Annotated in this window: 12 protein-coding genes; 8 read left to right on the top strand and 4 right to left on the bottom strand. The window is 58.0% G+C overall.

Annotated elements, in window-relative coordinates:
- Window positions 1–85: 85 nt before the first annotated feature.
- Window positions 86–1336 (bottom strand): NADP-dependent isocitrate dehydrogenase, encoded by a 1251-nt coding sequence (gene icd, locus DTA24_RS18160; protein WP_008806032.1) that lies wholly within the window; start codon window positions 1334–1336, stop codon window positions 86–88.
- A 240-nt stretch (window positions 1337–1576) separates the two neighbouring features.
- On the opposite strand from icd, the gene rluE reads away from it, so the two are divergent.
- From rluE to purB, 5 genes are read left to right on the top strand one after another with little or no spacing between them, the layout of a single operon-like run.
- Entirely contained in the window at window positions 1577–2227 is a 651-nt protein-coding gene (gene rluE / locus DTA24_RS18165) for a 23S rRNA pseudouridine(2457) synthase RluE (protein ID WP_023339894.1), read from the top strand.
- Between the two features lie 16 nt (window positions 2228–2243).
- Complete coding sequence (locus DTA24_RS18170; RefSeq protein WP_008806030.1) at window positions 2244–2702, top strand: NUDIX hydrolase; 459 nt, start codon at window positions 2244–2246, stop codon at window positions 2700–2702.
- 56 nt (window positions 2703–2758) lie between these two features.
- Window positions 2759–3865: a tRNA 2-thiouridine(34) synthase MnmA gene (gene mnmA, locus DTA24_RS18175; RefSeq protein WP_012542211.1), complete on the top strand. Its 1107-nt coding sequence runs from the start codon at window positions 2759–2761 to the stop codon at window positions 3863–3865.
- Window positions 3866–3919: 54 nt separating this feature from the next.
- The gene (hflD, locus tag DTA24_RS18180; RefSeq protein WP_004140557.1) at window positions 3920–4561 is read left to right on the top strand and encodes a high frequency lysogenization protein HflD; all 642 of its coding nucleotides are present in this window, start codon (window positions 3920–3922) and stop codon (window positions 4559–4561) included.
- Window positions 4562–4564: 3 nt separating this feature from the next.
- Complete coding sequence (gene purB, locus DTA24_RS18185) at window positions 4565–5935, top strand: adenylosuccinate lyase (RefSeq protein WP_012968556.1); 1371 nt, start codon at window positions 4565–4567, stop codon at window positions 5933–5935.
- 54 nt (window positions 5936–5989) lie between these two features.
- Here the strand turns inward: purB and DTA24_RS18190 are convergent, their stop codons facing one another.
- Together DTA24_RS18190 and DTA24_RS18195 are read right to left on the bottom strand one after the other, a co-directional pair.
- Window positions 5990–6352: a cupin domain-containing protein gene (locus DTA24_RS18190; protein WP_012542212.1), complete on the bottom strand. Its 363-nt coding sequence runs from the start codon at window positions 6350–6352 to the stop codon at window positions 5990–5992.
- A gap of 83 nt (window positions 6353–6435) precedes the next feature.
- A complete protein-coding gene (locus tag DTA24_RS18195; protein ID WP_008806026.1) occupies window positions 6436–7242 on the bottom strand; it encodes an AraC family transcriptional regulator in 807 nt (268 codons plus the stop codon).
- A 283-nt stretch (window positions 7243–7525) separates the two neighbouring features.
- Here DTA24_RS18195 and phoP point away from each other — a divergent pair, with 283 nt between their 5' ends.
- The 3 genes from phoP to DTA24_RS18210 all read left to right on the top strand — a co-directional run bounded on the left by phoP (window position 7526) and on the right by DTA24_RS18210 (window position 10870).
- A complete protein-coding gene (phoP, locus tag DTA24_RS18200) occupies window positions 7526–8197 on the top strand; it encodes a two-component system response regulator PhoP (protein WP_004150807.1) in 672 nt (223 codons plus the stop codon).
- Window positions 8197–9663, top strand: coding sequence for a two-component system sensor histidine kinase PhoQ (phoQ, locus tag DTA24_RS18205; protein WP_022065903.1), 1467 nt, complete (start codon window positions 8197–8199; stop codon window positions 9661–9663). Before phoP ends, phoQ begins: the two co-directional genes overlap by 1 nt.
- Window positions 9664–9748: 85 nt before the next feature.
- Window positions 9749–10870, top strand: a complete 1122-nt coding sequence (locus DTA24_RS18210; RefSeq protein WP_012542214.1) for a cupin domain-containing protein — start codon at window positions 9749–9751, stop codon at window positions 10868–10870.
- Between the two features lie 509 nt (window positions 10871–11379).
- Here the strand turns inward: DTA24_RS18210 and pepT are convergent.
- Complete coding sequence (pepT, locus tag DTA24_RS18220) at window positions 11380–12612, bottom strand: peptidase T (protein ID WP_016160629.1); 1233 nt, start codon at window positions 12610–12612, stop codon at window positions 11380–11382.
- Between the last annotated feature and the right edge of the window lie 250 nt (window positions 12613–12862).

Below are 12862 nucleotides of genomic sequence, written 5' to 3' on the forward strand. Positions count from 1 at the left end.
TGATAAAATTTTGATAACCGTTCGAAAACTAATAATAAAAACGGGAACCACCAGGTTCCCGTTCTGACATAATCTGGGGGCCAGATTACATGTTCGCGATAATCGCGTCGCCAAACTCGCTACATTTCAGCAGTTTAGCGCCTTCCATCAGACGTTCAAAGTCATAGGTCACGGTCTTGGCGGCGATAGCGCCTTCCATGCCTTTGACGATCAGGTCTGCGGCTTCGAACCACTGCATGTGGCGCAGCATCATCTCTGCGGACAGGATGATGGAGCCCGGGTTCACTTTGTCCTGGCCGGCATACTTCGGCGCAGTACCGTGAGTCGCTTCGAACAGTGCGCACTCGTCACCGATGTTGGCGCCCGGGGCGATACCGATACCGCCAACCTGTGCCGCCAGCGCGTCAGAGATGTAGTCGCCGTTCAGGTTCATACAGGCGATAACGTCGTATTCCGCCGGACGCAGCAGGATCTGCTGCAGGAACGCATCGGCGATCACGTCTTTCACCACGATCTCTTTACCGGTGTTCGGGTTCTTGATTTTCACCCACGGGCCGCCGTCGATCAGCTCGCCGCCGAACTCTTCGCGAGCCAGCTGGTAGCCCCAGTCTTTGAACGCGCCTTCGGTGAACTTCATGATGTTGCCTTTGTGCACCAGGGTGAGGGAATCACGATCGTTGGTGATCGCGTATTCAATCGCGGCGCGAACCAGGCGTTTGGTGCCTTCTTCAGAGCACGGCTTGATGCCGATACCGCAATGTTCCGGGAAGCGAATTTTCTTCACGCCCATCTCATCGCGCAGGAATTTGATGACTTTGTCTGCTTCAGCAGAGTCGGCTTTCCACTCGATACCGGCATAGATATCTTCAGAGTTTTCACGGAAGATAACCATATCGGTCAGTTCAGGGTGCTTAACCGGGCTCGGGGTGCCCTGGTAGTAACGTACCGGACGCAGGCAGACGTAGAGGTCCAGCTCCTGGCGCAGCGCCACGTTCAGAGAACGGATGCCGCCGCCGACTGGGGTGGTCAGAGGACCTTTGATAGCAACGCGGTAGTCACGAATCAGATCGAGGGTTTCAGCTGGCAGCCAGACATCCTGGCCATAGACTTGGGTCGATTTTTCACCGGTGTAAACTTCCATCCAGGAAATTTTACGCTCGCCCTTATAGGCTTTCTCAACGGCGGCATCAACCACTTTCAGCATCGCTGGGGTAACGTCAACGCCGATACCATCACCTTCAATGAACGGGATAATCGGATTGTGAGGGACGTTCAGTTTGCCGTTTTGCAGGGTGATTTTTTGACCTTCCGCCGGAACTACTACTTTGCTTTCCATTAACCTCTCCTTCGAGCGCTTCTGGTTCTGCTCTTCCCTCTTCACGCGAGCCTGGTGTTGGCTGAGTCGGCCAGCTCCAGCGTACCGGGTTTTCCCGCTAAGCGGAGCTATCGCGTCCGTGTCGCCTTCCTGCCTGTAGTGCGAATCGGTTTGAGCAATTTTTTGTTAATAATTTGTAATGAGCATGTCAATACTACCTGAATGTTTGCGTCCATGAAAGGCATTCGTAATTAGGCTATAATGCGGCAATTGATAGAGCCTGAAAATACCATGCAGAAAACTTCATTTAGAAAACATCGCGTTGAGCGATTCAGCACACAACAAGTCACCAGACAACGTAAAGAACGCCAGCCAAAAACTGTGATCTTGTTCAATAAACCCTATGATGTGTTGCCGCAATTTACCGACGAAGCCGGGCGCAGCACGCTGAAAGATTTTATCCCCGTGGCGGGCGTCTACGCCGCCGGTCGTCTTGACCGCGACAGCGAAGGGCTGCTGGTGCTGACCAACGATGGCGCGCTGCAGGCGAAGCTAACCCAGCCGGGTAAACGCACCGGCAAGATTTACTACGTCCAGGTGGAAGGCGAACCCACCGCCGAGGCGCTGGCCGCGCTACGCGACGGCGTCACGCTCAACGATGGCCCCACCCTGCCTGCAGGCGTGGAAGTGGTGGAGGAGCCCGCGTGGCTGTGGCCGCGCAACCCGCCTATTCGCGAGCGCAAATCGATCCCCACCCGCTGGCTGAAAATCACCCTTTACGAGGGACGTAACCGCCAGGTGCGCCGGATGACCGCCCACGTCGGCTTCCCCACCCTGCGTCTGATCCGCTACGCCATGGGCGGCTATACGCTTGACGGGCTAGCCAACGGCGAATGGCGTAAAGCCGAATAACTAAAAAGGAAAAGCGATGTTTAAACCTCATGTCACCGTTGCCTGCGTGGTTCACGCCGAGGATAAATTCCTCATCGTCGAAGAGACCATTAACGGCAAAGCGCTGTGGAACCAGCCGGCGGGCCACCTGGAGGCCAACGAAACGCTGCTGCAGGCCGCCGAACGCGAACTGTGGGAAGAGACCGGCATTCGCGCCACGCCGCAGCACTTCATCCGCATGCACCAGTGGGTCGCTCCCGATAACACGCCGTTTCTGCGCTTCCTGTTCGCCATCGAACTTAGCGATCTGTGCGCCACCGAACCGCATGACAGCGATATCGATCGCTGCCTGTGGCTCAGTGCTGAGGAAATTCTTAACGCGCCGAACCTGCGCTCGCCGCTGGTTGCCGAAAGCATTCGCTGCTACCTGCAGGACCCGCGCCAGCCGCTGTCGCTGATTGGCGCATTTAACTGGCCGTTCACAGGGGGTGAATGAACGGTGAGCGCGTGCTAGAATACGCCGCCTCGAAGTTCAATGTAGCGAGTATTTCCATGTCAGAAAGCCAGAAAAAAGTGATCGTCGGCATGTCCGGCGGCGTCGACTCCTCGGTCTCCGCGTACCTGCTGCTGCAGCAAGGGTATAAGGTGGAAGGCCTGTTCATGAAGAACTGGGAGGAAGACGACGGCGAGGAATACTGCACCGCCGCCGCCGACCTTGCCGATGCGCAAGCGGTCTGCGATAAGCTGGGCATTGAACTGCACACCGTTAACTTTGCCGCCGAATATTGGGACAACGTCTTTGAGCTCTTCCTGGAAGAGTACAAAGCCGGCCGCACGCCGAACCCGGATATTCTGTGCAATAAAGAGATCAAGTTTAAAGCCTTCCTCGAGTTTGCCGCCGAAGACCTCGGCGCCGACTACATCGCCACCGGGCACTATGTGCGCCGCGCCGATGTCGACGGCAAAAGCCAGCTGCTGCGCGGCCTCGACGGTAACAAAGATCAGAGCTACTTCCTTTATACCCTTAGCCACGAGCAGATTGCCCAGAGCCTGTTCCCGGTGGGTGAGCTGGAAAAACCGCAGGTACGTAAGATCGCCGAAGAGCTGGATCTGATCACCGCGAAGAAAAAAGATTCCACCGGCATCTGCTTTATCGGCGAACGTAAATTCCGCGATTTCCTTGGCCGCTATCTGCCGGCGCAGCCGGGCAAAATTCTCACCGTCGACGGCGAGGAGATCGGTACCCATCAGGGGCTGATGTACCATACGCTGGGCCAGCGTAAAGGGCTGGGCATCGGCGGCACCAAAGAGGGTAGCGAAGATCCGTGGTACGTGGTCGATAAAGACGTTGAGAATAATATTCTTATCGTCGCCCAGGGCCATGACCACCCGCGCCTGATGTCCGTCGGCCTGATTGCCCAACAGCTGCACTGGGTTGACCGTGAACCGCTGCAGGGCACCCTGCGCTGCACGGTGAAAACCCGCTATCGCCAGACCGATATCCCCTGCACCGTCACCGCGCTGGATGAAGACCGTATCGAAGTTCGCTTCGATGAGCCGGTCGCGGCGGTCACCCCGGGCCAGTCCGCGGTGTTCTATCTGGGTGAAGTGTGCCTCGGCGGCGGAATTATTGAACAACGACTGCCTCTGCAGTCCTGAACGCGCGTTATTTCCGTCGGGACGAACCGCCCCGACGGCTGACAAGGAGTATGTGTGGCGAAGAATTACTATGACATCACGCTGGCGCTGGCTGGCGTTTGCCAGGCGGCACGACTGGTTCAGCAACTGGCGCATCAGGGACATTGCGACAGCGATGCCCTGCATGTGTCGCTGAACAGCATCATCGACCTCGATCCCGAGTCGACGCTGGCGGTGTTCGGTGGCAGTGAAGCCAATCTTCGCCTCGGCCTTGAAACGCTGCTCGGGGTGCTCAATACCAGTAGCCGTCAGGGCCTCAATGCAGAACTGACGCGCTATACCCTGAGCCTGATGGTGCTGGAGCGCAAGCTCGCCGCCAGTAAAGGGGCGATGGATACGCTCGGCAACCGCATCGCCGGCCTGCACCGTCAACTGGAACACTTTGACCTGCAGTCCGAAACGCTGCTCAGCGCCATGGCAGGCATCTATGTTGACGTGATAAGCCCGCTGGGGCCGCGTATTCAGGTGACCGGTTCGCCTGCCGTGCTGCAAAGCCCGCAGGTGCAGGCGAAAGTTCGTTCAGCGCTGCTGGCGGGTATTCGCGCCGCGGTGCTCTGGCATCAGGTGGGCGGCGGACGTCTGCAGCTTATGTTTTCCCGTAATCGTCTGGTTAACCAGGCAAAGCAAATTCTTGCTCATTTAACCCCGGAGTTGTGATCTATGGAATTATCCTCACTGACCGCCGTTTCCCCTGTAGACGGCCGCTACGGCGATAAAGTCAGCGCGCTGCGCGGTATCTTCAGCGAATTCGGTTTGCTGAAATTCCGCGTTCAGGTGGAAGTACGTTGGCTGCAAAAACTGGCCGCCCACGCAGCGATCAAGGAAGTTCCTGCTTTTGCTGCCGACGCAAACGGTTTCCTTGACAAAATCGTCGCCGATTTCAGCGTCGAAGACGCGGAGCGCATCAAAACCATCGAGCGCACCACTAACCACGACGTGAAAGCGGTAGAGTATTTTCTGAAAGAGAAAGTCGCTGACGTCGCCGAGCTGCACGCGGTATCAGAGTTTATTCACTTCGCCTGTACGTCTGAAGACATCAATAACCTCTCCCACGCGCTGATGCTGAAAACCGCCCGCGACGAAGTGGTTCTGCCTTACTGGCGCAAGCTGATTGACGCGGTAAAAGATCTGGCAACCCAGTACCGCGATGTGCCGCTGCTCTCCCGTACCCACGGTCAGCCGGCAACGCCGTCCACCATGGGTAAAGAGATGGCGAACGTCGCCTACCGTATGGAGCGCCAGTACCGCCAGCTGAACCAGGTGGAAATCCTCGGTAAAATCAACGGCGCGGTGGGTAACTACAACGCCCACATCGCGGCCTACCCGGAAGTCGACTGGCATCAGTTCAGCGAAGAGTTCGTCACCTCGCTGGGCATTCAGTGGAACCCGTACACCACCCAGATCGAGCCGCATGACTACATCGCTGAGCTGTTTGACTGCATCGCGCGCTTCAACACCATTCTGATCGATTTCGATCGCGATGTGTGGGGCTACATCGCGCTCAACCACTTCAAACAGAAGACCATCGCCGGGGAAATCGGCTCCTCCACCATGCCGCACAAGGTGAACCCGATTGACTTCGAAAACTCCGAAGGCAACCTCGGCCTGGCCAATGCGGTCATGCAGCACCTGGCCAGCAAACTGCCGGTTTCCCGCTGGCAGCGCGACCTGACCGACTCCACCGTCCTGCGTAACCTCGGCGTGGGAATCGGCTATGCGCTGATCGCCTATCAGTCCACCCTCAAAGGGATCAGCAAGCTGGAGCTGAACCAGGATCGCCTGCTGGACGAACTGGATCACAACTGGGAAGTACTGGCTGAGCCGATCCAGACCGTGATGCGCCGTTACGGTATCGAAAAACCGTACGAGAAGCTGAAAGAGCTGACCCGCGGCAAACGCGTTGACGCGGAAGGGATGAAGCAGTTTATTGACAGCCTCGCCCTGCCGGAAGACGAAAAAGTGCGCCTCAAAGCGATGACCCCGGCCAACTATATTGGTCGGGCAACCACCATGGTTGACGAGCTGAAGTAATCGCCCTGCCCCTCTTTCCGCCGGAAAGAGGGGCGTTTTGTCGCCGGAAAGCAATCAGATCCAGACGTCGTTCACCGCCGTCCGCTCGCCGCCCTCATGGCCGGTATTCAGCACGCCACGCGGCTCAATCAGCATGAGCTTCGCTTCCGTCTCCGCCGAGGTCTTATGTTCCACCCCGCGCGGCACGACGATCATCTCCCCGGCCTTCACCAGCACATGTCCGTCGCGGAAGTCCACGCGTAATACCCCCTCCACCACCATCAGTGTCTCATCGGTTTCCGGGTGGCTGTGCCAGATAAAATCGCCGGCGATGCGCACGATCTTGAACTGATAGTCGTTCATCTCAGCCACCACTTTGGGCTGCCATTGTTCGCTGAACAGGGAAAATTTCTGAGCAAGATTAACGAGTTGATACATGGGCTGTCTCCTTGTGATAAAGGCAGTCAGCATAGTTCGCCTCGCCGCGGTCACGCTTGAACGATTGTGCAACCTGAACCGCGCTAGCCGCGGATCGCCCGCAGCCAACGGCCCGGAGAGAGACCAAAGCGGCTGATAAACTGGCGCGTCATGTGGCTCTGATCGGCAAACCCCGCGTCGGCGGCAATATCCACCAGACGTTCCCCGGCGCGCATCCGCTGGCGGCAAAAATCGAGCCGGCGCATCATGACGTAACGCCACGGGCTGGTGCCGTACAGCGTTCTGAAATCACGACTCAGGCTCCAGCGGTCCCGGCCGCTCACCTGCGATAAGGTGTCGAGGGTCATATCCTGCATAAAACAGGCATGGATATACTCCCGGGCCCTCTCCGCCGCCTGATAGTCAAATGCCTGGCGACGGGAACGCTGCCCGCCGACCACAGCCAGGGTCTGCGCCAGGTCGTACAGAGCATCCTCTTCCTCCAGCGGCTCGAAGGTGTCCGTGACCGCTTTTAACAACGGCTGCGCGGCGCAACGCAGGCGCGGATCCGCCGACAGGCCGCCGGGGATAAACGGCAATGGCCTGCCGCCGAGTATCTTCTGGATCAGCGCCGGTTCGATATAGACCATGCGGTAGTGAAACCCCGCCTCGGTGCCCGCCTCGCCGTCATGTATTTCGTCCGGGTGAAGCACCATCGTTCCGCCGGGCAGGCTGTGCTGGAGTCCGCCGCGATAGTGAAAGCTCTGCACGCCGGCGATCGTCTGGCCGATAGCATAGGTATCATGCCGGTGGGGCTCATAACCGTGGCCGCCGAAGAAGGCTTCGATGCGTTCCGTCTGACTGGGCGACTGCGCCAGCCTGACCCAGTCCGCACTTTTCTGCTGAGACATAATGGATAACCTGCGGCGTCATTGAGGGGTGATTCCAGCACTATTACACAAAAAATTAACATCACCAACCCGCGCACTGCCCGCGCTCTGCCGCTGGGCGTTTGCTGAAATTACGCATAGAATGAAGGAGTTCCATGCACTATGCGCAAAGGGCATCGCCGAAGGCTGGCCTGCCTGGCGGTGTTATGCGCCGATGGTATAAAAAGCTTTATTTAACAGCTGTTTATATTTTGCGTATATAATGAGCGTCAGATTACTATCAACACAGGAAGGGAGAACAGTCATGCGCGTACTCGTGGTTGAGGATAACGCCCTGCTGCGTCACCACCTCAAAGTTCAGCTGCAGGAGCTGGGCCATCAGGTCGATGCGGCGGAAGATGCCAGGGAAGCGGACTACTATCTGGGCGAACATCTCCCGGATATCGCCATCGTCGACCTCGGCCTGCCGGATGAAGACGGACTATCGCTGATCCGCCGCTGGCGCAGCCACGATGTGTCGCTGCCGGTGCTGGTGCTGACCGCCCGCGAAGGGTGGCAGGATAAAGTGGAAGTGCTGAGCGCCGGGGCGGATGATTACGTCACCAAGCCTTTCCATATTGAAGAGGTTGCCGCCCGCATGCAGGCGCTGCTGCGCCGCAACAGCGGCCTGGCCTCACAGGTGATCTCCCTGCCGCCGTTCCAGGTCGACCTCTCCCGGCGCGAGCTGTCAGTCAACGATCAGCCGATCAAGCTGACGGCCTTTGAGTACACCATTATGGAAACCCTGATCCGCAACCGCGGCAAAGTGGTCAGCAAAGATTCCCTGATGCTCCAGCTTTACCCGGATGCCGAACTGCGTGAGAGCCATACCATCGACGTACTGATGGGCCGGCTGCGCAAGAAAATTCAGGCTGAATACCCGCAGGACGTCATCACCACGGTGCGCGGCCAGGGCTATCTGTTCGAACTGCGCTGATGAAGGGACTGTTGCGGCATATCTTCCCCCTGTCATTACGGGTTCGCTTCCTGCTGGCGACCGCCGGGGTCGTACTGGTGCTCTCCCTGGCCTATGGCATGGTGGCGCTGGTGGGCTACAGCGTCAGCTTTGATAAAACCACCTTCCGCCTGCTGCGCGGCGAGAGCAATCTCTTTTATATGCTGGCGAAATGGGAGAACGGCGCTATTGACGTCGATATCCCGGAAAACCTGAATATGGAAAGCCCGACGGTGACCCTTATCTACGATGAGAAGGGTAAACTGCTGTGGGCACAGCGCGATGTCCCCTGGCTGGCGAAACGCATTCAACCGGAATGGCTGAAGCGCAATGGTTTCCATGAGATCGAAGCCGATGTCGACAGCAGCAGCATGCTGCTGCGCAACAACCACGAGATTCAGGAACAGCTGGACGCCATCCGCGAGCAGGGCGACGATTCGGAGATGACCCACTCGGTGGCGATCAACCTCTATCCGGCCACCAGCAAAATGCCCCAGCTCAGCATTGTGGTGGTCGATACCATTCCGGTGGAGCTCAAGCGCAGCTATATGGTGTGGAGCTGGTTTATCTACGTGCTGGCCGCCAACCTGCTGCTGGTGATCCCCCTGCTGTGGGTCGCCGCATGGTGGAGCCTGCGGCCTATCGAGTCGCTGGCGAAAGAGGTACGTGAGCTGGAGGAGCACCACCGCGAAAAGCTCAATCCCAACACCACCCGTGAGCTGACCCGGCTGGTCAGCAACCTTAACCGCCTGGTTCGCAGCGAGCGTGAACGCTATGACAAATACCGCACCACCCTCACCGATCTCACCCACAGCCTGAAAACGCCGCTGGCGGTGATGCAGAGCACCCTGCGCTCGCTGCGCGGCGAGAAGATCAGCGTCGACGAGGCGGAGCCGGTGATGCTGGAGCAGATAAGCCGCATCTCGCAGCAGATTGGTTACTATCTGCATCGCGCCAGCATGCGCAGCGGCGGCACCCTGTTGAGCCGGGAGCTGCATCCGATCGCCCCCCTGCTTGATAGCCTGACCTCCGCTCTCAACAAGGTCTATCAGCGCAAAGGGGTCAATATCTCGCTCGACATCTCGCCGGAGATCACTTTTGTCGGCGAGCAGAACGATTTTATGGAAGTGATGGGTAACGTTCTCGATAACGCCTGTAAGTACTGTCTGGAGTTCGTGGAGGTTTCCGTGCGCCAAACCACCGACAGCCATCTGCATATTCTGGTGGAAGACGATGGCCCGGGGATCCCGCAGAGCCAGCGCCGCGCCGTCTTCGACCGCGGCCAGCGGGCAGATACGCTGCGTCCCGGCCAGGGCGTGGGGCTCTCCGTCGCCCGCGAAATCGTCGAGCAATATGACGGGGAGATTATCGCCAGCGAAAGCCTGCTCGGCGGCGCCTGCATGGAGGTGGTGTTTGGCCGCCAGCTGATGGAAGATAAACAGGGTTAATCATTGAGTTTTTTAACGGCGCCTGCATCGCCGGGGCGCCGCATCCGTTATAATCCCTGTCAGACACCTGCAGTGGAATATCAATATGGATTATCAATTAACGCTTAACTGGCCCGACTTTATCGAACGCTACTGGCAAAAACGGCCGGTGGTACTGAAGCGCGGCTTCGCCAATTTTATCGACCCCCTAAGCCCGGACGAACTGGCTGGACTGGCCATGGAGAGCGAGGTCGATAGCCGCCTTGTCAGCCATCAGGATGGAAAATGGCAGGTCAGTCACGGTCCCTTCGAAAGCTACGATCACCTGAGTGAAAACAACTGGTCCCTGCTGGTGCAGGCGGTTAACCACTGGCATGAACCCTCAGCGGCGCTGATGCATCCGTTCCGCGCTCTGCCGGACTGGCGTATCGACGATCTGATGATCTCCTTCTCGGTACCCGGGGGCGGCGTCGGTCCGCATCTGGATCAGTATGATGTGTTTATCATTCAGGGCACCGGCCGTCGGCGCTGGCGCGTCGGGGAAAAGGTGCCGATGAAACAGCACTGCCCGCATCCGGACCTGCTGCAGGTTGACCCCTTCGAGGCGATCATCGATGAAGAGATGGAGCCGGGGGATATTCTCTATATTCCACCAGGATTCCCGCATGAGGGGTACTCGCTGGAAAATTCGCTCAACTATTCGGTCGGCTATCGCGCGCCGAATGCCCGCGAGCTGTTCAGCGGCTTTGCCGACTACGTTCTCCAGCGCGAACTGGGCAGCCAGCGCTACGCCGATCCGGACGTGCCGTCCCGCGACCATCCGGCGGATATTTTACCCGTCGAACTCGACCGCCTGCGCGAGATGATGCTGGGGCTGATTAATCAACCAGAGCACTTTAAACAGTGGTTTGGCGAGTTTATCACCCAGTCGCGTCATGAGCTCGACGTCGCACCGCCGGAGCCGCCGTATCAGCCAGATGAAATTTACGATGCTCTGCAGCAGGGCGACACGCTGGAACGCCTGGGCGGCCTGCGGGTGCTGCGCATTGACGGCGAGGTGTTCGTCAATGGCGAGAAGATCAACTCCCCGCACCGCCCGGCGCTGGACGCCTTAGCCACCCATCTGACGCTGCGCGCCGACCATTTTGGCGATGCGCTGGAAGATCCGTCATTCCTCGCCATGCTGGCAGCGCTGGTCAACAGCGGCTACTGGTTCTTTGGCGACTGAGCCATCATCCTGCCCGGCGGCGCTGCGCTTGCCGGGCCTACAAACAGCACGATTTCCGTAGCTCCTGTATCGGTTTGCAACGGTTTCGACCCGGGAAAAACGTTTGTTCTGTGTTATTTCCGAGCAGATTGCGCTCCCAATATGTATTCTGCGTTATGTTACTCATGAAGTAGGGAGCGCACAGGGGGCGGCCAGTCGCCGCCGCCCCCTGTACCCCCGGGCTCCGGCCAGCAAAATCGCCACTTCGTGGTGCCTTCGACTTATCCCTGCAGGCTTCGGGTCGGGCCGAGGCAGCGTCCGTGCAAAACACGGCCCTCAGCCCGCATCCATGCGGGCTGCCCCTGCCTTCCGGGAACGTCTCAGCGATTTTGAGGCCGCCAACACCGGCAGTTTCAGTCGCGCAAGTGGGTAAATTAGCATCAGATCGCACGAGTCGTAGGCCGGATAAGGCGTTAGCCGCCATCCGGCATCTTGTGCGACAAGCAGAATGAGCGGCCTGGTTGCGAAGGCTATTTCCCTTTTCGTGTTGCCGTCAGCTCGGCGATACGCACGATCACCTGCACCGCCTTCTCCATCCCTTCCAGGGTGACAAACTCATGTTTGCCGTGATAGTTGTAGCCGCCGGTAAACAGATTCGGGCACGGCAGTCCCATAAACGAGAGCTGCGCGCCGTCGGTGCCGCCGCGGATCGGCTTCATCTGCGGTTCAATATCGCAGTCCACCATCGCCTGGCGGGCAATATCGACCACGTGCGGATGGGCGATCACCTGCTCATGCATGTTGTAATAACTATCCTCGATCACCAGCTCGATATAGCAGTCCGGGTGCAGCCCCTTGCCGACCTTTTTGGCGATCTCCATCATCTTGCGTTTACGCGCCTCAAAGTGCTTGCGGTCAAAATCGCGGATGATGTAGTGCATCTCGGCCCGATCCACGCTGCCTTTGATGCTGGTGAGGTGATAAAAGCCTTCATAACCTTCGGTGGTCTCCGGCGCCTCGTCGGCTGGCACTTCGGCATGAATGCGCGCAGCCAGCGACAGCGCGTTGACCATCACCCCTTTTGCGGTGCCGGGATGCACGTTATTGCCGACAATCTTAATGGTCACCGAGGCGGCGTTGAAGTTTTCAAACTCCAGTTCCCCCACGCCACCGCCGTCGACGGTATAGGCCCAGCGGGCATCAAAGGCCTCGACATCGAAATGCTTCGCCCCTTTTCCGACCTCTTCATCGGGGGTGAAGGCCACGCGGATATCGCCATGAGGGATGTTTTTCGCCTGCAGGGTCGCCAGCGCGGTCATGATCTCGGCGATGCCGGCCTTGTCGTCCGCCCCCAGCAGCGTTTTCCCGTCGGTGGTGATCAGCGTCTGCCCCAAAAGCTGATGCAGAACCGGGAACATCACCGGGGAGAGCACCTCATCGCCGATGCCCAGCGCGATATCGCCGCCGCGATAGTTTTCGACAATCTGCGGATTAACGTTTTTACCGCTGAAATCCGGGGAAGTATCGACGTGAGAGATAAAGCCGATGGCCGGGATATCGCCCTCCACGTTGGCGGGCAGGGTTCCCATTACCGTCCCTTTTTCACTCAGCGTTACCTTGATCAGTCCCATTTCTTCCAGCTGCGCCTGCAACAGGCGTAACAGCTTCCACTGCCCTTCCGTGCTGGGGACCTGACGAACGCCAGGCTTCGACTGCGTGTCCAAAGAAACGTACTGCAAAAAACGCTCAAGCAATTTATCCATGTAGCCACCCTCTTCTTTTGTGACAACATTATTCATAAGCCAGAAAAGACAAATATTGCGTCAGGTCATTCTTAGCCCGTAAAGCGAAATTTAATAACGGAACCGACGTTATGGTGTAAAGGTAGACTATGCAGGCGTATCAAGGATTGGCGATTACCCTCGTTTGCCGTAGAATGCTGGCCCTTATTAAAAACGTGCAACCCCAAAGGTGGTTAATCACAAACCCCGCAGCGGTCGGAAGTTTCCGTTG

Source organism: Klebsiella sp. P1CD1, from assembly GCF_003790505.1.
Classification (GTDB): Bacteria; Pseudomonadota; Gammaproteobacteria; order Enterobacterales; family Enterobacteriaceae; genus Klebsiella; species Klebsiella variicola.

Excerpts from the sequence above, each read along its gene's own strand:
- mnmA (WP_012542211.1), top strand. The coding sequence starts at position 2,759 with ATGTCAGAAAGCCAGAAAAAAGTGATCGTCGGCATGTCCGGCGGCGTC.
- phoP (WP_004150807.1), top strand. The coding sequence starts at position 7,526 with ATGCGCGTACTCGTGGTTGAGGATAACGCCCTGCTGCGTCACCACCTC.
- pepT (WP_016160629.1), bottom strand. The coding sequence starts at position 12,612 with ATGGATAAATTGCTTGAGCGTTTTTTGCAGTACGTTTCTTTGGACACG.
- DTA24_RS18170 (WP_008806030.1), top strand. The coding sequence starts at position 2,244 with ATGTTTAAACCTCATGTCACCGTTGCCTGCGTGGTTCACGCCGAGGAT.
- icd (WP_008806032.1), bottom strand. The coding sequence starts at position 1,336 with ATGGAAAGCAAAGTAGTAGTTCCGGCGGAAGGTCAAAAAATCACCCTG.
- DTA24_RS18190 (WP_012542212.1), bottom strand. The coding sequence starts at position 6,352 with ATGTATCAACTCGTTAATCTTGCTCAGAAATTTTCCCTGTTCAGCGAA.
- DTA24_RS18210 (WP_012542214.1), top strand. The coding sequence starts at position 9,749 with ATGGATTATCAATTAACGCTTAACTGGCCCGACTTTATCGAACGCTAC.
- phoQ (WP_022065903.1), top strand. The coding sequence starts at position 8,197 with ATGAAGGGACTGTTGCGGCATATCTTCCCCCTGTCATTACGGGTTCGC.
- purB (WP_012968556.1), top strand. The coding sequence starts at position 4,565 with ATGGAATTATCCTCACTGACCGCCGTTTCCCCTGTAGACGGCCGCTAC.
- rluE (WP_023339894.1), top strand. The coding sequence starts at position 1,577 with ATGCGGCAATTGATAGAGCCTGAAAATACCATGCAGAAAACTTCATTT.
- DTA24_RS18195 (WP_008806026.1), bottom strand. The coding sequence starts at position 7,242 with ATGTCTCAGCAGAAAAGTGCGGACTGGGTCAGGCTGGCGCAGTCGCCC.